This is a genomic window from Streptomyces sp. JW3 (genome assembly GCF_052216785.1).
Classification (GTDB): domain Bacteria; phylum Actinomycetota; class Actinomycetes; order Streptomycetales; family Streptomycetaceae; genus Streptomyces.
On the sequence record NZ_JBQOUX010000092.1, the window covers coordinates 12,263 to 30,811 of the forward strand.

The 18,549-nt window shown below is 74.2% G+C and carries 18 protein-coding genes and 1 riboswitch; of the genes, 7 read left to right on the forward strand and 11 right to left on the reverse strand.

The genetic code is table 11. The features are described from left to right. Positions 1-5: 5 nt before the first annotated feature. Together cbiE and ACTT8P_RS29130 are read left to right on the forward strand one after the other, a co-directional pair. A complete protein-coding gene (cbiE, locus tag ACTT8P_RS29125; protein WP_442834767.1) occupies positions 6-1,220 on the forward strand; it encodes a precorrin-6y C5,15-methyltransferase (decarboxylating) subunit CbiE in 1,215 nt (404 codons plus the stop codon). A 1-nt stretch (position 1,221) separates the two neighbouring features. Next, on the forward strand, positions 1,222-1,986 hold the full coding sequence (locus tag ACTT8P_RS29130; protein WP_442834747.1) for a cobalt-precorrin-6A reductase: 765 nt from the start codon (positions 1,222-1,224) through the stop codon (positions 1,984-1,986). Here the strand turns inward: ACTT8P_RS29130 and ACTT8P_RS29135 are convergent. From ACTT8P_RS29135 to ACTT8P_RS29180, 10 genes are all read right to left on the reverse strand, one after another. Beyond that, positions 1,949-2,479, reverse strand: coding sequence for a DUF3291 domain-containing protein (locus ACTT8P_RS29135; RefSeq protein WP_442834748.1), 531 nt, complete (start codon positions 2,477-2,479; stop codon positions 1,949-1,951). The genes ACTT8P_RS29130 and ACTT8P_RS29135 overlap by 38 nt on opposite strands. Positions 2,480-2,576: 97 nt before the next feature. After that, positions 2,577-3,221 carry a precorrin-8X methylmutase gene (locus ACTT8P_RS29140; protein WP_442834749.1) on the reverse strand — a complete coding sequence of 215 codons (645 nt, stop codon included), beginning with the start codon at positions 3,219-3,221 and terminating at the stop codon, positions 2,577-2,579. A 19-nt stretch (positions 3,222-3,240) separates the two neighbouring features. Continuing rightward, a complete protein-coding gene (gene meaB / locus ACTT8P_RS29145) occupies positions 3,241-4,221 on the reverse strand; it encodes a methylmalonyl Co-A mutase-associated GTPase MeaB (protein ID WP_442834750.1) in 981 nt (326 codons plus the stop codon). Then, entirely contained in the window at positions 4,221-6,398 is a 2,178-nt protein-coding gene (scpA, locus tag ACTT8P_RS29150) for a methylmalonyl-CoA mutase (protein WP_442834751.1), read from the reverse strand. The genes meaB and scpA overlap by 1 nt, the downstream gene beginning before the upstream one ends. Continuing rightward, entirely contained in the window at positions 6,395-8,194 is a 1,800-nt protein-coding gene (locus tag ACTT8P_RS29155; RefSeq protein WP_442834752.1) for a methylmalonyl-CoA mutase family protein, read from the reverse strand. The genes scpA and ACTT8P_RS29155 overlap by 4 nt, the downstream gene beginning before the upstream one ends. 274 nt (positions 8,195-8,468) lie before the next feature. Continuing rightward, positions 8,469-9,317 (reverse strand): energy-coupling factor ABC transporter ATP-binding protein, encoded by an 849-nt coding sequence (locus tag ACTT8P_RS29160; protein ID WP_442834753.1) that lies wholly within the window; start codon positions 9,315-9,317, stop codon positions 8,469-8,471. After that, complete coding sequence (cbiQ, locus tag ACTT8P_RS29165; protein ID WP_442834754.1) at positions 9,314-10,063, reverse strand: cobalt ECF transporter T component CbiQ; 750 nt, start codon at positions 10,061-10,063, stop codon at positions 9,314-9,316. The genes ACTT8P_RS29160 and cbiQ overlap by 4 nt, the downstream gene beginning before the upstream one ends. Then, on the reverse strand, positions 10,064-10,399 hold the full coding sequence (locus ACTT8P_RS29170; protein WP_442834755.1) for an energy-coupling factor ABC transporter substrate-binding protein: 336 nt from the start codon (positions 10,397-10,399) through the stop codon (positions 10,064-10,066). It abuts the gene before it with no gap. Then, complete coding sequence (locus tag ACTT8P_RS29175; RefSeq protein WP_442834768.1) at positions 10,396-11,088, reverse strand: energy-coupling factor ABC transporter permease; 693 nt, start codon at positions 11,086-11,088, stop codon at positions 10,396-10,398. The genes ACTT8P_RS29170 and ACTT8P_RS29175 overlap by 4 nt, the downstream gene beginning before the upstream one ends. A 30-nt stretch (positions 11,089-11,118) precedes the next feature. Next, positions 11,119-11,307: riboswitch (cobalamin riboswitch) on the reverse strand. 47 nt (positions 11,308-11,354) lie between these two features. Beyond that, complete coding sequence (locus ACTT8P_RS29180) at positions 11,355-11,888, reverse strand: potassium channel family protein (RefSeq protein ID WP_442834756.1); 534 nt, start codon at positions 11,886-11,888, stop codon at positions 11,355-11,357. Between the two features lie 180 nt (positions 11,889-12,068). On the opposite strand from ACTT8P_RS29180, the gene ACTT8P_RS29185 reads away from it, so the two are divergent. Beyond that, a complete protein-coding gene (locus ACTT8P_RS29185; RefSeq protein WP_442834757.1) occupies positions 12,069-12,521 on the forward strand; it encodes a DUF7144 family membrane protein in 453 nt (150 codons plus the stop codon). 41 nt (positions 12,522-12,562) lie between these two features. Here ACTT8P_RS29185 and ACTT8P_RS29190 read toward each other — a convergent pair whose 3' ends face one another. Beyond that, positions 12,563-15,715, reverse strand: coding sequence for an FAD-binding and (Fe-S)-binding domain-containing protein (locus ACTT8P_RS29190; protein ID WP_442834758.1), 3,153 nt, complete (start codon positions 15,713-15,715; stop codon positions 12,563-12,565). Between the two features lie 235 nt (positions 15,716-15,950). Between ACTT8P_RS29190 and ACTT8P_RS29195 the strand changes: the two genes are divergently transcribed. The 4 genes from ACTT8P_RS29195 (at position 15,951) to ACTT8P_RS29210 (ending at position 18,483) form a co-directional block, all read left to right on the forward strand. After that, the gene (locus ACTT8P_RS29195) at positions 15,951-16,340 is read left to right on the forward strand and encodes a cell division protein SepF (RefSeq protein ID WP_442834759.1); all 390 of its coding nucleotides are present in this window, start codon (positions 15,951-15,953) and stop codon (positions 16,338-16,340) included. A gap of 94 nt (positions 16,341-16,434) precedes the next feature. Further along, on the forward strand, positions 16,435-16,812 hold the full coding sequence (locus tag ACTT8P_RS29200; protein ID WP_442834760.1) for a nucleotide pyrophosphohydrolase: 378 nt from the start codon (positions 16,435-16,437) through the stop codon (positions 16,810-16,812). A gap of 159 nt (positions 16,813-16,971) precedes the next feature. After that, a complete protein-coding gene (locus ACTT8P_RS29205) occupies positions 16,972-17,439 on the forward strand; it encodes a DUF6099 family protein (RefSeq protein ID WP_442834761.1) in 468 nt (155 codons plus the stop codon). Positions 17,440-17,559: 120 nt separating this feature from the next. After that, positions 17,560-18,483 (forward strand): LLM class F420-dependent oxidoreductase, encoded by a 924-nt coding sequence (locus ACTT8P_RS29210; RefSeq protein ID WP_442834762.1) that lies wholly within the window; start codon positions 17,560-17,562, stop codon positions 18,481-18,483. Positions 18,484-18,549 lie beyond the last annotated feature (66 nt).

Sequence of the window (18,549 nt, forward strand, 5' to 3'; positions counted from 1 at the left end):
CGCCCGTGACCGTCGTCGGTATCGGGGCCGACGGCTGGAGCGGCATCCCGGACGCCTCCCGGGCTGTCCTGCGCGACGCACACGTCGTCCTCGGCGGCCCCCGTCAGCTCGACCTGCTCCCCCCCGACTGCGAAGGGGAGCGGGTCGCCTGGCCGTCCCCGCTGCGCCCCGCCGTCCCCGGGCTGCTCGCCGCGCACGCCGGCCGCCGGATCGCCGTCCTGGCCAGCGGCGATCCGATGTTCTACGGCATCGGGCGCGCCCTCACCGAAGTACTGGGGCCCGGCACCGTGCACGTCCTGCCGCACCCCTCCTCCGTCTCCTACGCCGCCGCCCGGCTCGGCTGGCCGTTGGAGGACATCGAGGTGGTCACCCTCGTCGGCCGTCCCGCCCCCCGGCTGGCCGCCGCGCTGCATCACGGCCGGCGGCTCCTCGTGCTCAGTGCCGACGCCGCCACCCCCGCCACCGTCGCCGCCCTGCTGCGCGACCGCGGCTTCGGGCCGAGCCGGATGCGGGTCCTGGAGCGCCTCGGCGCCCCCGAGGAGCACACCAGTGCCGCGGCCACCGCCGACGACTGGACGCGACCGCCCGGCGACCCCCTCAACCTCGTCGCCGTCGAGTGCCGCCGCGCTCCCGCCACTCCCCACCTCGGCGCCGTGCCCGGACTCCCGGACGACGCCTACGAGCACGACGGGCAGCTCACCAAGCGGCACGTCCGCGCCGCCACCCTCGGCGTCCTCGCCCCCGCCCCCGGCGAACTGCTGTGGGACATCGGCGGCGGCTCCGGGGCCATCGCCGTCGAGTGGATGCGGGTGCATCCGTCCTGCCGTGCGGTCAGCGTCGAACGGGACCCCGCGCGGGCCGCACGGATCGTCCGCAACGCCGAGCGGCTGGGGGTGCCGGGGCTCCAGGTCGTCACCGGCGACGCGCCGGAGGTACTGGCCCAACTCCCGGCTCCGCTGGCGGTGTTCGTCGGCGGCGGGCTCACCGCGCCCGGTCTGCTCGACGTCTGCTGGGAGGCACTCCCGGCCGGCGGGCGGCTGGTCGCCAACACCGTGACGATGGAGTCGGAGGCGGTGCTCGCCGCCGCCCACCGACGCTACGGAGGCGACCTGGTCCGGCTCGCCGTGGCGCACGCCGTTCCCGTGGGCGGCTTCACCGGGTGGCGGCAGGCCATGCCGGTCACGCAGTGGGCCGTACGGAAGACCCCGGGTCAGGGCTGACGTGCATGTCCTCGTCCTCGGCGGGACCGCCGAAGCCCGCCGGCTCGCCGAGTTGCTCACGGCCCGGCCGGACACCCGGGTGACCACCTCCCTCGCCGGACGGGTCGCCGCGCCCCGGACGCCGCCCGGTGCGCTGCGGATCGGCGGGTTCGGCGGCGCCGAGGGGCTGGCCGGCTGGCTGCGCGCGCACGCCGTGGCCGCGGTCGTCGACGCCACCCACCCCTTCGCCGACACCATCAGCCGGAACGCCGCCCACGCGGCCGCCCTGACCGGCGTACCGCTGCTCGTACTGCGGCGGCCCGGGTGGGCGGCGGTCGCGGGGGACGACTGGCGCGAGGCCGGGTCCCTCGCCCAGGCGGCCGCGCTGCTGCCCGCCCTCGGGCGACGGGTGTTTCTGACCACCGGGCGGATGGGGCTGGCCGCGTTCGCGAACCTGGAGGAGCTGTGGTTCCTCGTGCGGTCCGTCGAGCCGCCCGAGGGGCCGTGCCCGGCGCGCAGGGAAGTGCTGCTCGACCGGGGGCCGTTCACCCTCGACGGGGAGCGGGAACTGCTGCGCCGCCACCGCGTCGACGTCCTGGTCACCAAGGACAGCGGGGGAGCGGCCACCGCGCCGAAGCTGACGGCCGCCCGGGAGGCGGGGCTGCCGGTGGTGGTCGTACGCAGACCACCGGTACCGGACGGGGTGCCGGTCGTCACCGGCCCGGAGGCCGCCGCGCGGTGGGTCGGCCTCAGCGGACCCGGTCGCCCGGAGTTCCCTCCAGGGTGAACGGGTGGTGGAAGGTGAAGGCGTGCGGCGCGGCGGCGTGATCGCGGAGGTGTTCCAGTCTGGACACCCCGTCCTGCCAGGTGGGTGTCATGGCGTCGGGGACCCACCAGAACACGTAGTTCGGGTGGCCGGTCCGCTCGAACCAGTCGTGACGCCGGCTCAGCGCCTCGCGGTGCAGGCCGGTGTAGATGGCGTCGAAGGCGGGGCGCGGGCCGGTCCACAGCGAGAGGGTCGCGGCCAGCGCGGTGGTCTGCGCCGTGCGGCCCTTGGCGTACCAGGCCGGTACCGCGAACTCGCCCCACGCACCCCAGTCCGCCTCGAAGAGCGAGCCCCGGTCACCGGCGGCCGCTTCGGCGTGCGCGAGGTATCCGGGGTGCCGGCTGATCTTCCGGTAGACGGCGCCGCCGAGGTCGTAGAACTCGTGGGTGAGGGGTGCGGGGTCGGCGAGCGGTGCCTTCAGGACGCCGAAGGTGTACAGCGCGAGACGGGGCATGCGTGGTCACTCCCTGGTCGGGGAGTGGTGAAGGTAGCTGGCGCCGCGAGCCTTGTCGACGTTGTGTTTTTCCCGTCCACGTGGCTTCCCGCCGGGCTCACTCCTCCTCGCGGGCCAGTGCGTTGACCGCCGCCGCCGCCATCGCGCTGCCCCCGCGCCGACCGCGCACCACCAGGTACTCCAGGCCGAACGGGTTGGCCGCCAGCGCGTCCTTTGACTCCGCCGCACCGACGAAACCGACCGGGGCGCCGATCACGGCGGCGGGGCGCGGGGCACCGTCCCGGATCAGCTCCAGGAGCCGGAACAGCGCGGTCGGCGCGTTGCCGACCGCGACCACCGCGCCGTCCAGCCGCTCCCGCCACAGCTCCAGCGCGGCGGCGCTGCGGGTGGTGCCGAGGCGTGCCGCGAGTGCCGGGACGGCCGGGTCGGCGAGGGTGCACAGCACCTCGTTGTCGGCGGGCAGCCGGGCGCGGGTGATGCCGCTCGCGACCATCCGCACGTCGCACAGGACGGGCGCCCCGGCGCGCAGCGCGGCGCGCGCGCTCTCCGCGACGCCGGGGGAGTACGCCAGGTCCTCGACGAGGTCGACCATCCCGCAGGCGTGGATCATGCGGACCGCCACCCGGCTGACGTCCTCGGGCAGGGCGCCGAGACCGGCCTCCGCGCGGATGGTGGCGAAGGACTGGCGGTAGATCTCGGCGCCGTCCCTCTCATAGGAGTACTCATGGTCGTACGTCGTCACCGCGTGAGCATATCCAGCCTCATCCGGCGCCCCCGAACGCGTCCAGGATCTCCTCCGCCGCCCGCGTCGCCGTCACCTCGCCCGCCCGTACCCGTCGCTCCAGCTCGGGGGCGAGCGCGCGGACCGCCGGGTCGGCGTGCAGGCGGCCCAGCAGTTCCTCGCGGACCATCGTCCAGGTCCAGTCGACCTGCTGGTCCCGGCGGCGCTGCGCGAGGCGGCCGGTGGAGTCCAACAGGGTGCGGTGCTGCTCAAGCCGGTCCCACACCGTGTCCAGGCCGGTCGACTCGCGCGCGCTGCAATGCAGGACCGGCGGGGTCCAGAAGGCGTCCTTGCCGTGCATCAGGCGCAGGGCGCCGGACAGTTCCCGGGCGGCGGCCCGTGCGTCGCGCTCGTGCGGGCCGTCCGCCTTGTTGACCGCGATCACGTCGGCCAGTTCCAGGACGCCCTTCTTGATGCCCTGCAACTGGTCGCCGGTGCGGGCCAGGGTGAGGAGGAGGAAGGTGTCGACCATGTTGGCGACCGCCGTCTCCGACTGGCCCACGCCCACCGTCTCGACGAGCACCACGTCGTAGCCGGCCGCCTCCATCACCACGATCGACTCGCGCGTCGCCTTCGCCACCCCGCCCAGGGTGCCGGCGGTGGGGGAGGGGCGGACGAACGCCGCCGGGTCCACGGCCAGGCGTTCCATCCGGGTCTTGTCGCCGAGGATGGAGCCGCCGGTACGGGTGGAGGACGGATCGACGGCGAGGACGGCCACCCGGTGGCCGAGCCCCGTCAGCATCGTGCCGAAGGCGTCGATGAACGTCGACTTGCCGACCCCGGGCACCCCGCTGACCCCGATCCGCCGCGCCCGACCGCTGTGCGGGAGCAGCGCGGTCAGCAACTCCTGGGCCAGGGCGCGGTGCTGGGGCCTGGTCGACTCCACCAGGGTGATCGCGCGGGCGATCACCGCCCGTTTGCCGTCCAGGACACCCTTGACGTAGCCGTCGACACCGGGCATCACAGCTCGCCGTGGCCGAGGCCGGCCGCCAGCTCCGTCACCAGGTCGTACGCGGCGTCCGGGATGACCGTGCCGGGCGGGAAGACCGCCGCCGCGCCCATCTCCTTGAGGGTGGGCACGTCCTGCGGCGGGATGACACCGCCGACCACGACCATGATGTCCTCGCGGCCCTCCGCGGCGAGCTGCTCGCGCAGCGCCGGTACGAGGGTGAGGTGCCCGGCGGCCAGCGAGGACACCCCAACGATGTGCACGTCCGCCTCGACCGCCTGCCGGGCCACCTCGGCCGGGGTCTGGAACAGCGGGCCGACGTCCACGTCGAAGCCGAGGTCGGCGAAGGCGGTGGCGATGACCTTCTGGCCGCGGTCGTGGCCGTCCTGGCCCATCTTGGCGACCAGTATCCGCGGCCGGCGTCCCTCGGCCTCGGCGAAGGCGTCCACCAGGGCCCGGGTGCGGTCCACGTTCGGTGCCTCTCCTGCCTCGTTGCGGTACACGCCGGAGATGGTACGGATCTGGCCCGCGTGCCGTCCGTAGACCTTCTCCAGGGCGTCGGAGATCTCCCCGACCGTGGCCTTCGCGCGGGCCGCGTCCACCGCCAGCTCCAGCAGGTTGCCGTCGCCGCCGGCGGCCCGGGTCAGCGCGTCCAGCGCGGCCCGGCAGGCACCCTCGTCCCGCTCCGCCCGCAGCTGCCGCAGCTTGGCCAACTGCCGTTCCCGCACCGAGGAGTTGTCGACCGACCGCACGTCGATCTTCTCGTCGGTCTCGACCCGGTACTTGTTGACGCCGATCACCGGCTGCCGGCCCGAGTCGATCCGGGCCTGGGTGCGGGCCGCCGCCTCCTCGATGCGCAGCTTGGGGATGCCCGCGTCGATGGCCCGCGCCATGCCGCCGGCCCGCTCGACCTCCTCGATGTGCTGCCAGGCGCGGCGCGCGAGGTCGTACGTCAGCTTCTCCACGTAGGCGCTGCCGCCCCACGGGTCGATCACCCGGGTGGTGCCGGACTCCTGCTGGATGAGCAGCTGGGTGTTGCGGGCGATGCGGGCGGAGAAGTCGGTGGGCAGCGCGAGCGCCTCGTCGAGGGCGTTGGTGTGCAGCGACTGGGTGTGGCCCTGGGTCGCGGCCATCGCCTCCACGCACGTCCGGGTGACGTTGTTGAAGACGTCCTGGGCGGTGAGCGACCAGCCGGAGGTCTGCGCATGGGTGCGCAGCGACAGCGACTTGGCGTTCTTCGGGTCGAACCGCTGCACCAGCTTCGCCCACAGCAGGCGGGCCGCGCGCAGCTTGGCGATCTCCATGAAGAAGTTCATGCCGATCGCCCAGAAGAAGGACAGGCGGGGCGCGAAGGCGTCCACGTCCAGGCCGGCTTCGCGGCCCGCCCGGATGTACTCCACCCCGTCGGCGAGGGTGTAGGCCAGCTCCAGGTCGGCCGTCGCGCCCGCCTCCTGGATGTGGTAGCCGGAGATGGAGATCGAGTTGTAGCGGGGCATCCGCCGCGAGGTGTAGGCGAAGATGTCGGAGATGATCCGCATCGACGGCTTCGGCGGATAGATGTAGGTGTTGCGGACCATGAACTCCTTGAGGATGTCGTTCTGGATGGTCCCGGCCAGCTTCTCCGGCGGCACGCCCTGCTCCTCCGCCGCCACGATGTACAGCGCCAGCACCGGCAGCACCGCGCCGTTCATCGTCATCGACACCGTCATCCGGTCCAGCGGGATGCCGTCGAAGAGCTGCCGCATGTCGAGGATCGAGTCGATCGCCACACCCGCCATGCCGACGTCCCCGGTGACCCGCGGGTGGTCGCTGTCGTAGCCGCGGTGGGTCGGCAGGTCGAAGGCGACGGAGAGGCCCTTCTGGCCGGCCGCCAGGTTGCGGCGGTAGAAGGCGTTGGACTCCTCGGCGGTGGAGAAACCGGCGTACTGGCGGATCGTCCAGGGCTGGTTCACGTACATCGTCGGGTACGGGCCGCGCAGATACGGGGCGATGCCCGGGTAGGTGTCCAGGAAGTCCAGGCCGGCCAGGTCCTGCCCGGTGTACAGCGGCTTGACCGCGATGCCCTCCGGGGTCTCCCAGCGCGGGTCGTCGCCGCCGGCCGCGTGCTTGAGCGCCGCCCGCCATTCGTCGGCGCCGGCGTCGGCGGACGGCGTGCCCAGTTCGATCCCGGAGAAGTCGGGGACGGTCATCGGGACACTCCCATACGGTCGAGCATGGCGGTCAGCACGGACACGGCGTCACAGCCGGCGAAGACGTACGTGTCGACGCCCTCGTACGGTCCCGGGCGGCCGGCCAGGAACAGGTGCCCGGCGCCCGCCGCCCGCAACCGCGCGGCGGCGCCGGCGGCCTGCTCCGCGTAGAGCGCGTCGCTGGAGCACAGGCACGCCTCCCGCGCCCCGCTCTCCTCGAAGGCGCCCCCGGTGACGGTCTCGATGCCGCCCGCCTGGAACAGGTTGGCGGCGAAGGAGAGCCGGGCGGTGTGCGCGGCGGCCGGGCCGAGCGCGGCCAGATACACCCGCGGCCGGGTCCCGGTGGTGGCGAGGTGGGCGTCGGAGCGGGCCCGCAGCGCCTCGAACGCCTCGTCCCGGCGCACCCGGGGCAGCCCGCCGGACGGCGGCTCGGGCGCGGGGGCGCGGACCACCGGCTCCTCGGCGAGGTGCGGGAACTTGCTCACCCCGGTGACCGGTTCCCGCCGGGTGGCGAGCCGCGCGCCGCGCGCCGCCCAGGTCGCGGCCAGCCGGTCCCCGACCATCCCCGAGCGCAGGGCCGCCGCCTGCCCCCCGCCGCGCTCGATCTCCTGGAAGAACTCCCAGGCGGCGTGGGCGAGTTCGTCGGTCAGCCGTTCCACGTACCAGGAACCACCCGCCGGGTCGATCACCTGGGACAGGTGCGACTCCTCGATCAGGACGGTGGAGGTGTTGCGGGCGATCCGGCGGGCGAACGCGTCCGGCAGGCCCAGCGCGTCGTCGAACGGCAGCACCGTCACGGCGTCCGCGCCGCCCACCCCGGCGGCCAGCGCGGCGACGGTGGTGCGCAACATGTTCACCCACGGGTCGCGGCGGGCCATCATCACCGGCGAGGTCACCGCGTGCTGGAGCTGTCCACCCGCCCGGGGCGCCCCGCAGACCTCGGCCACCCGCGCCCACAGCCGCCGGGCCGCGCGCAGCTTGGCGATGGTCAGGAACTGGTCGGCACTCGCCGCGTACCGGAACTCCAGCAGCCCGCAGGCTTGTTCCGCGCTCAGCCCGGCGGTGCCGGTCAGCTCGCGCAGATACGCCACCCCGGTCGCCAGCGCGCAGCCCAGCTCCTGCGCCGCCGACCCGCCGGCCTCGTGGTACGGCAGCGCGTCCACGGTCAGCGCCCGCAGCCCCGGGAACCTCTCGGCGCGCTCCCGGACCGCCGCCCAGGCGACGTCGTACGGCCGTCCCGCGCGCGCCTCGTGGCCCAGCGGGTCGGCGCCCAGGGTGCCGCGCACCGCCTCGGGGGCGACGCCCCGCTCCTCGTACAGCGCGAGCAACCGCCGCGCCGCCGCCTCGGACTCCGCGCCGGCGTCCAGGGCGACGGGCGCCAGGTCCAGGTGGACGCCGTCCAGGGCGTCGGCGAGGGACGCGGCCGGGAGGCCGGCCAGCCACAGGGAGGTGACGCCGTTCTCCAGGTCGGCCAGGACCGCGCCCCGGTCCGCGACCGTGTGCCGCTGGCGCACGTCCCAGCCGCCGGCCGTGTGCCCCGCGGCCCGGCCACCGCGCACGAAGGGCGCGAAGCCGGGCAGTCCGGCGGCGGGCGCGGTGTCCCGGGAGGTGTAGAGGGGCCGGATGCGCAGCCCGTCTTCCAGCGCGGTGGAGAGCGTCTGCTCCGCCTCGGCGTCGTCCGAGAACTCCTTGCCGGACTTGCGCAGGACACCCGCCACGAGGTGCTGCCACTGCTCATGTGTCGCGTCAGGGAACTCGGCCGCCAGCGGGAGCCCGTCGTCAGGCAGGACCGTCATGCTCGGATGCTAGGGCAGGACGGCGGACGGGCAGCAGAGGGCACACTTGTGACCTTGTTCTCTTCGACGGTGTGATGTGGGACGCTCGTCCGTCCGGGGGGAGCGGTGTGTGACGTGCGTCACCGGGTCAGGGGGCTCGGGGCCCTTAGCGCATTCCGGGCCGCCGGGCCCGTCGCACGCTGCTGCCCGGTCGGCACGGTCCGCTCCCGCGTGGCCCGCGCCCGCACCGCGCTGATCCGCTCCCTGTCGGCGGCCGACCCCGGCATGGCGGTCCTCAAGGGCTGAGCGGCAGGCCCGGCACCACCGCCGCCAGCTCCTCCGCCGTACGCGGCCCCGGTGCCGTGTCCGGCAGCAGGCCCCGCGCGCGCAGCAGCCGGGCCGCCGCGACGCCCCACGGCAGCCGCAGGCCCGCACGGGACAGCAGGTCCGTGCGGGCCAGCAGCGCGGCGGCCGGCCCGGTGCGCACGCCGTCCGGGGTGAGCAGCGCCGCGTCGTCGGCCCAGCGCAGGGCCAGGTCGACGTCGTGGGTGGCCATGACGACGGTGGTGCCGCCGGCCCGCAGCCGGTCGAGGGTGGCCAGCAGCCGTTCCTGGCCGTCCGGGTCGAGCCCGGCGGTCGGCTCGTCGAGGATCAGCACCCTCGGCCGCATCGCCACCGCCCCGGCGATCGCGGCCCGCTTGCGCTGCCCGTAGGACAGCAGGTGGGTGGGCCGGTCGGCGAGCGCCGTGATGTCCAGGGCGGCGAGGGCCTCGGCGACCCGGAGCCGGGCCTCGGCGTCCGGCAGACCGAGATTGAGCGGTCCGAACGACACGTCCTGGGCGACGGACGCGGCGAAGAGCTGGTCGTCCGGGTCCTGCACCACCGCCTGCACGGTGGTCCGCAGCCGGGTCAGCCCCTTGCGGCCGTACGTCACCGGCTCCCCGCGGACCGTCAACTGCCCTCCCTCCGGCCGCAGTCCGCCGCTCAGCAGCCGCATCAGTGTGGTCTTGCCGCTGCCGTTGCGGCCCAGCAGAGCCAGGGCCCGCCCCTCGCGCACCTCGAAGTCCAGCCCGTCGAGCACGGCCGGACCGTCCTCGTAGCCGAAGGACGCGCCGCGCAGGGCGAGGAGTGCCGGTTCGCTCATGTCAGCGGACCTCTCAGGACGCAGGTGAGCGCGGTCAGCGCCGTGAGCAGGGCGAGGCTCGCCGCCGTGAAGGGGCCGGAGACCCGGGCCGCGGGCACCAGGACCCGCAGGGTGCCGTCGTAGCCGCGGCCGGCGAGTCCGGTCTGGAGCCGCGCCGCCCGGTCGAAGGCCCGTACGAACGCGGTGGCGCCGAGCCCGCCCAGCGAACGCCAGGCCGCGGCCCGCGTGGTGTGCCCGAGCCGCGCGGCCTGCGAGGCGCGGACGCGGCGTACCGAGTCCAGGAGCAGGAAACTCATCCGGTACGTCACCAGCGCCACGTCCACCACCGGGGCCGGCACCCCGGCCCGCACCAGCCGGGGCAGCAGGTCGGACATCGGGGTGGTGAAGGCGAACAGCAGCACGCCGAGCGAGCCGGCCGAGGTGCGCAGCAGCAGTTCACCGGCGCGCACCGGGCCGTCGGCGGCCAGGCCCAGGAAGGGGCCCGGACCGCCGACCCGCACCAGCAGCGGCAGCGCGCCCGTCACACAGAACCCCAGCGGCACCCGGTACGCCCGCCACAGCCGCCGGGCCGGCACCCCGGCCGGGCCGAGCAGCACGGTCAGCGCCGTCACCAGCACCAGCGCGGCACCCGGCCAGGGCGGCAGCGAGACCGCCAGCACCGTGAGGCCGAGGGCGAGCACGGCCTTGTCCACCGGGTGCCGGCGGCGCCAGCGGCTGCTGTGCGCCGCCGCGTCGATCGGCAGCACTCAGGCGTCCTCGGACGCGGCCGAGCGGGCCAGGGCCCGGTCCGCACCCTGTCGCCGGCCCCGGCGCAGCCCGAAGTAGTACGCCAGCACGCCCGCGCCGAGCGCCGCCTGCACGGCGAACAGCGCCGACTCGATCTCCCCGGACGGGGGTTCGTACAGGGGCGAGAACCACGGTTCGTAGTCCGGGTCGATGTCGGTGATCGCGGTCTCCGCCTCGGCGTCGGACCCGGCGAACGGCTCCGCCTTGTGGTCGCCGAGCCCCAGCACCAGCGGCAGCACGGCCAGCGCGGCCACCGCGAGCAGCAGCAGGAGGTTGATCTTCGTGTTCCGCTTCACCGGGCCACCGCCCCGCGCGGCTTTGGGTGTGTCAACAGCACGCCGAGCCGGGTGAGTTCCCCCTTGCTGGACTGCACCAGCAGCCGCATCACCAGCACCGTCAGCAGCCCCTCGCTCACCGCGAGCGGGATCTGCGTGACCGCGAAGATGGACCCGAACTTGCCGAGCGCGCCCCAGAACCCGCTGCCCGGGTCGGGGAAGGCCAGCGCCAGCTGCACACTGGTGACGCAGTACGTGACCAGGTCGGCGACGAACGCGCCGCAGAACACCGTGACCATCAGCGGCACCTCGAAGCGGCGCAGCAGCCGGTAGCAGGCGTAGCCCGCCCAGGGGCCGGCGATCGCCATGGAGAAGACGTTGGCGCCGAGCGTGGTCAGCCCGCCGTGCGCCAGCAGCAGCGCCTGGAACAGCAGGGTGATCGTGCCGAGCACCGCCATGATCGGCGGGCGGAACAGGATCGCGCCGAGCCCGGTGCCGGTGGGGTGGGAGCAGCTCCCGGTCACCGACGGCAGTTTCAGGGCGGACAGGACGAACGTGAAGGCCCCGGCGGCACCGAGGAGCAGGGTGCTCTCCGGATGCTCGCGGACCTCACGGGTGAGGGAACGTACTCCGTGGACGACGAACGGCGCGGACGCGACACCCCAGGCGATCGCGTGCGCCGGAGGCAGGAAACCCTCGGCTATGTGCATGACTCGGCAGACCCTCTCCAGCACCTCGTGGATGGACGACGCGCCTTGGCCGGTCTCCTGGCTGACGGGTACCACCGCCCGAACTCCGCCTTCCCGGGTCCGTGAGGACCCAGTGGCCGCCCCCTCGCGAGGGGCTGGAGCCGGACTTCCCGATCACAGTGGCGAGGGCCGCACCGGTGTCGCACCGATTTCCCGTTCACCAAGGCGTGGCGACAGTAGTGCTCGGGGCGGGGTGGTGACAAGCACGCCCCGGGGCCCGTACGTCGTCATGGGCGGCGGGTCACCAGGTCGCGCACCCGCTCGCTCAGTGCCGTAGCGGCGGCCGTCAGGAAGACGAACGTGTACAGGATCTGCACGACGGTCACCACCCGCGCGGTCTGTCCGCGCGGCGTGATGTCCCCGTAGCCGACGGTGGCGAGAGTGACCACGGTGAAGTACAGGGCGTCCACCCGGGTGCGCAGCCCGTGGAACTCCCCGGGCTGCTTGGCGAGGGTGTAGTAGGCGGCGGCGAAGGTGTGCACGGACAGCAGGATCAGCAGCGTGATGGCCAGTCCCGGGCGGGTCTCCGGGCGGCCGGTGAGGACGTGGTGCACCTGGCGCAGCAGCAGGACGGCGACGCCGGCGAGGACGAGGGCGAACAGCAGCCAGCTCAGGCCGGGGCGGTGCGGTCCCAGTTCGTCGAGCGGGAGCAGGAAGTAGGCCGCCACCACCGTGACCACCGTGCCGCCGGTCCACAGCAGCCAGGACCGGGCGGTGGTCCACACCGCTCGGGGCCCGCGTGCGCTGCCCGGCGTGGTCATGGGGTCCTCCGGCGTGTTCCGCCCGTGCCTGCCGTCGCCAGTCAACGCGAGGGCACCCGGGGCCGCATGTTCTGCGCCGTAAACCCGCTCCGACCTCCTTCACTCGTTCGGCGTATCCCGCGTGGTCGTCGGCGGCGGTCCGGCACAGGCTCGGAGGAACCGTGAGAAGGGATCACCCTCATGACCCAGCACGCCGCACCGAACCCCGGTGCCTCCTCGTCCGCGCGTCCCGCCGCCCGGCACCAAGGCTGGGTGACCGGGGGTGTCGTCTTCGCGGGCGTCCTGATGCTGATCAACGGCGCCCTCGCGGTGCTCCAGGGCATCGCGGCGATCGCCGAGGACGACGTGTACGCCCGGATCGGCACGTACGTCTACGAGATGAACCTGACCGGCTGGGGCATCCTGCACGTCGTGCTCGGCGCGCTGGTCCTGGTCACCGGGTTCGGGCTGCTCAGGGACATGGCGTGGGCCCGCTTCACCGGCATCGCGCTGGCCTCGCTCAGCCTCGTCGCGCAGTTCCTTTTCCTGCCGTACGCGCCCGTGTGGTCGGTGATCCAGATGGCGATCGACGTCTTCGTGATCTGGGCGCTGGCCAGCCGGCAGGACGAGACGAGTCCGGGCCGCGCGGTCTGACCGCACCCGGCCGGTCGGCGCAGGCGCCGCCACCGCCGTGCTCAACGGCGGTGGCGGCGTCGTGCCAGCAGGGCGGCCGTCGCTCCCGCTGCGGCCAGCCCGGCCGCCCCGGCGCCCGTCAGGGCCAGCGCCCGTGCCGTCCGGGACGGGGGCGCGGGGCGGGCGCCCGGCGCGACGCCGTACGCGCTGCCCGGACCGTCGTCCGGCGCGTCGGCCGGCCCGGCCGGGAGCGCGTCGGCCAGCAGTTCCGCCAGGTGCACGCCCTCGTGGCCGCCGCTGTCGAACTCGTGGATCTGGGTGCGGCAGCTGAAGCCGTCGGCCAGCACGACCGTCGCGGCGTTTTCGGCGCGCAGCCGGGGCAGCAGCACCCGTTCCGCGCACGCCTCGCTGACGTCGAGGTGGCCGCGTTCGAAGCCGAAGTTGCCGGCCAGTCCGCAGCAGCCGGAGTCCAGGCGTTCGGCGGCCACACCGGCCCGGCGCAGCAGTTCCCGGTCGGCGTCCCAGCCGGTGACCGCGTGCTGGTGGCAGTGCACCTGGGCGACCGCCCGCGCCGACCGCTCGGGCACCTGGGGCGGTCGGTAGCCGGGGGAGTGCTCGGTGAGCAGTTCGGCCAGCGTCACCGTCTGGTCGCGCAGCCGCCGTACGTCGTGGTCGCCGGGGAACAGCTCCGCCGCGTCCGCCCGGAAGACCGCCGTACAGCTCGGCTCCAGGGCCACCACCAGGCCGCCCGCCCGGACGTGCTCCGCCAGCGCCCGCACGGTGCGGGCCAGGACCCGTTCGGCGACGCCGAGCTGGCCGGTGGAGATCCAGGTCAGCCCGCAGCACAGCGCGCCGTCCCGCGGCAGCTCCACCCGCCAGCCCGCCTGTTCCAGGACCCGTACGGCGGCCCGTCCGATGTGCGGGTGGAAGTGGTCGGTGAAGGTGTCCGGCCACAGCAGCACCGTGCCGCGCGCCCCGTCGCCGGCGGGCCGGTGCCGCGCGAACCACCGCCGGAACGTCTCCGGCGCGAACAGCGGCACCTCCCGGTCCGCCACCCCGGCCACCGCGCGCGCCGCCCGCGCCAGCAGCGGGGCGTGGCTCAGCGCGTTGACGGCCGGCGCCAGCCGGGCCCGGCCCACCACCTGGGCGAGCGCCGGCAGCCACCCCATCGACCAGTCCGAACGCGGGCGGCGCCAGGGCCGTCCCGCGTAGTGGTGCGACAGGAACTCCGCCTTGTAGGTCGCCATGTCGACATCGGCCGGGCAGTCCTTCTTGCAGCCCTTGCAGGCCAGACAGAGATCCAGCGCGTCCTTGACCGCCTCGGACCGCCACCCGTCCCGGATCGCGCTGTCCCCGTGCCCGTCCAGCATCTCGAACAGCAGCCGCGCCCGGCCCCGGGTGGAGTGCTCCTCCTCCCGGGTGACCTGGTACGACGGGCACATCACCGTGCCGTCGCTGGTGTGCTGACGGCACTTGCCGACCCCGACGCACCGGTTGGCCGCCTCGGCGAACGACCCCCCGTCGTGCGGGAAGCGGAAGTGCGGGTCGCGCGGGTCGGCCGGGGCCCAGTCGGCGCCCAGGCGCAGGTTCTCGTCCAGCCGGTAGGGGGCGACGACCTTCCCCGGGTTCATCCGGTCCAGCGGGTCGAAGACCGCCTTCAGCCGCCCGAACGCCGTCACCAGCTCGGCCCCGAACATCCGCGGCAGCAGCTCGCCCCGGCTCTGCCCGTCGCCGTGCTCCCCGGACAGCGACCCGCCGAACTCCACCACCAGGTCGGCCGCCCGCTCCATGAACCGCCGGTACGCCGCCACCCCCTCGGCGGTGTACAGGTCGAACGGGATACGGGTGTGCACGCAGCCCTGTCCGAAGTGGCCGTACAGGCTGGGCCCGGTCTCGCTGCGGTAGCCGAACTCCTCGAACAGCGCCGTCAGCCGCCGCAGGTAGTCGCCCAGCCGGTCCGGCGGCACCGCCGAGTCCTCCCAGCCCTCGAAGGTGTCGGGCTTGCCCGGCACGTGCGCGGTGGCGCCGAGACCGGCCTCGCGGACCTGCCACAGCTCGCTCTCGTGCGCGGGGTCGTCCAGGAACGCGCAGTCGGCGTCGTGCGCCGAGCGGTGCACCGCGCGCAGCATGCGGTGCGCCCGCGCGTCGGCCTCCTCGGCGGTGTCCCCGCCGAACTGGGCCAGCAGGAAGGCGTCGCCGTCCGGGAGTTCGGCCAGCGCCTTGTCGTTGAGCCGCTTGATCCGCTCGTCGCGCAGCAGCCGGGCGTCGATGCCCTCCAGTGCGATCGGCTCGTGCGGCAGGATCTCGGGGACCGCGTCCGCCGCCCGGTCGACGCCGTCGAACCCGAGCACCACCAGGGTGCGCTCCTTCACCACCGGGACCAGTTCCAGCTCCGCGCGCAGGACGGTGACCAGCGTCGACTCGCTGCCGACCAGCAGCCCGGCGACGTCGAAGCCGTACTCCGGCAGCAGCGAGTCCAGGTTGTACCCGGAGACCCGGCGCGGCACGGCCGGGAACCGGCGGCGGATCTCGTCGGCGTAGGTGTCGCGCAGGGCGCGCAGCCGCCGGTAGACGGTGGCCCGCAGATCGCCCTGCCGCTCGATCTCGGCGTACTCCGCGTCGCTGGTCTCCCCGCACCAGAACCGGGTGCCGTCGTAGAGCAGCACCTCCAGCCGGGCGATGTTGTCGACGACCTTGCCGTGCGCCTGCGCGGTGGCGCCGCAGGAGTTGTTGCCGATCATGCCGCCGAGGGTGCAGTTGGGGTGCGTGGCGGGTTCCGGGCCGTACCGCAGGCCGCGCGGGGCGAGCCGCCGGTTCAGGTCGTCCAGCACGATGCCGGGCTGCACGACGCAGGTACGGGCGCCGGGGTCGACGGATTCGAGCCGGGTGCAGTACTTGGACCAGTCGAGCACCACGCCGGCGTTGCAGCACTGCCCGGCGAGGCTGGTGCCGCCGCCCCGGGACAGCACCGGCGCGCCGTGCTCGCGCGCGACGGCCACCGCCTCGGCGCCCGCCTCGGGGGTACGCGGCACGACCACGCCGATCGGGGTCTGCCGGAAGTTCGAGGCGTCCGTGGCGTACGTGGCGCGGCTGCCGGCGTCGAAGCGGACCTCGCCGTCCACCCGTGCGCGCAGCGCCGCCTGGAGCGATCCGACGTCGACCGGGGGCGGGGCACCCTCGCGCACGACGGGTTCGGGCAGGTCCAGCATGCTCATGGGGCCCTCCTCCGGGGGTCGGCGCCGCCGAGTACCCCGGCGGACCTCGGGACAACCGCGAGGGCCCGGGACCGGCCCCGACCGGCCCCGGAACGGTTGTGGACCGGCCCGGGACCGGTCGCGGATCGTGTCGCTGTTGGGCCGAACGGGTGACTTGGCGTAAGAATTGGCTGGTGGATTGGCTGGTGCAGGCATTGAAGGCGAGTCGGAACGGTCGGATCGGGGGGAGCAGCCGGTGAACAGTCACGACGTCACCGATGAACAGTGGGAGGGGCTCGCCCAGGTCGTTCCGTTGCGCGGACGCGACGCGTGGCCGTCCTCGGTGGGGCATCGAGCCCTGCCCGAGGCGGAGACCGAGGCCCGGCGCCGCTTCGTGGTGATGCGGGTCAATGTGTTCGCGGACGCCCGCGAGGTCGCCGAGACGCTGATGTCGGGCATCCCGGTGCTGCTCGACCTGACCGGCGCGGAGACGGACGTCGCCAAGCGCGTTCTGGACTTCAGTACGGGCGTGGTCTTCGGCCTGGCGAGCGGGATGCACCGGGTCGACCGCAACGTGTTCTTGCTCACACCGGCGGGCACGGAGGTCACCGGTCTGATGCAGGGGGCCGGGGTTCCCGGGATGTGACGGACGGCGGGCGCGGCGGCGCCGTTCGCGCCGTTCCCCGCGCCGGCCGGGCCCCGACCCGGGCCCCGGCCGGCGCGGTGGTACACCTGGAACCGTGACCGTCGAAGATCCCGCCGCCGAAGATCCCCTGACCGTGCCGGCGCTCCAGCACCGGCTGGCCGAGTTCGCGGCCGCGCGGAACTGGCAGCCGTACCACACCCCGAAGAACCTGGTCGCCGCGCTCAGCGTGGAGGCGTCCGAGCTGGTCGAGATCTTCCAGTGGCTGACGCCCGAGCAGTCGGCCCGGGTGATGGACGACCCCGCCGCGGCGCACCGCGTGCGGGACGAGATCGCCGACGTACTGGCCTATCTGCTCCAGCTCTGCGAGGTGCTGGGCGTCGATCCGCTGGCCGCCCTGTCCGCGAAGATCGACCGCAACGAACTGCGCTTCCCGGTGCCCGGCGCCGACTCGACGGAACCGCCAACTCCGTAATCACGTACCGTAGTTGTTCGCCCGCCCGAAACCGAATTGTTGTCCAGAGATTTCCGTCTTCCTCTGGCTTTTCGGACCCCTAGCCCTCACTCTGGGTAGTGGACAACGGAGTTCGGGCGGACGCGCCGCGAGCGCGTCGGGACAGACGGGGACGGCCCCATGGACGCGATGCGGCTCATCGTGACGAGCAGACGTGCGCTGACGGCCGGCGGCGACGTGCCGCACATGCTGGCGGAGGTGTGGCAGGCGCAGGCCCTGGCCCAGGCCATCGGCAGCCGACTGGCGGTCCTCGGACCGCCGGCCCTGCGCGGCGAGGCGCTGGGCCTGACCGAGCTGGCCGGCCGCGGCTGCGGCGTCCTCGGCGACCCCGGCCTGCCCCCGGACGAGCTGCGCGCCGCCCAGCTCACCGAACTGGGCGACGCCCGGCAGACCCTGATGCGGCTCGGCGCGCTGCTCGCGGAGACCGGCATGGCCCTGGTCGCCATCGCCTGCGCGGTGGACGACGAGGGCACGTACTGGCAGTGCATGGAGGCCATCGACGCGGCCGACGAGTCCCGCGACCGGGTCCTCCAGATGCTGGGCAGACTGGCCGAGGCGGACGGGATACCGGCGCGGGAGGCGGGATAGCGGCGGGCCCCGTCCCGGTCCTGGTCCCGGTCGGCGCATCCGCCCCGGCCGCGGCGCCCCGGCACGCAGGGCCGGGCAGGGGTGGGCGGTGGGCGGCGGCCGAGCGGGCAGGATGGAGCCATGGATCTCCGCATCTTCACCGAGCCCCAGCAGGGGGCCACCTATGACACCTTGCTCACCGTCGCCAAGGCCACCGAGGACCTCGGCTTCGACGCCTTCTTCCGCAGCGACCACTATCTGAAGATGGGCTCCGTGGACGGCCTCCCCGGCCCCACCGACGCCTGGATCACCCTGGCCGGCCTGGCCCGCGAGACCAAGCGCATCAAGCTCGGCACGCTGATGACCGCCGGCACCTTCCGGCTGCCCGGCGTCCTCGCCATCCAGGTCGCGCAGGTCGACCAGATGTCCGGCGGCCGCGTCGAACTGGGCCTGGGCGCCGGCTGGTTCGAGGAGGAGCACAAGGCGTACGGCATCCCCTTCCCGAAGGAGAAGTTCGGCCGCCTGGAGGAGCAGCTCGCCATCGTCACCGGCCTGTGGGCGACCGAGCCCGGCAAGACCTTCGACTTCCACGGCAAGTTCTACGACCTCACCGACTCGCCCGCGCTGCCCAAGCCGGCGCAGTCCAAGGTGCCGGTCCTCATCGGCGGCCACGGCGCCACCCGCACCCCGCGGCTGGCCGCCCGGTACGCCGACGAGTTCAACATCCCGTTCGCCTCGATCGAGGACACCGAGCGGCAGTTCGCGCGGGTGCGGGCCGCCGCCGAGGAGGCCGGCCGCGGCGCCGACGCGCTGACCTACTCGAACGCCCTCGTCGTCTGCGTCGGCAAGGACGACGCCGAGGTCGCCCGCCGGGCCGCCGTGATCGGCCGCGAGGTGGACGACCTGAAGGCCAACGGCCTGGCCGGTTCGCCCGCCGAGGTCGTCGACAAGATCGGCCGCTACGCCGAGGCCGGCGTCCAGCGGGTCTACCTCCAGTTCCTCGACCTGCACGACCTGGACCACCTGGAACTGATCTCCGCCCAGGTCCAGGCGCAGCTGCCGTAGCCGACCGGACCGGCCGGACCGGCCGGTCCGTGCGGACTGTTCGGCCGGGGGGGGGGGGGGGGGGGG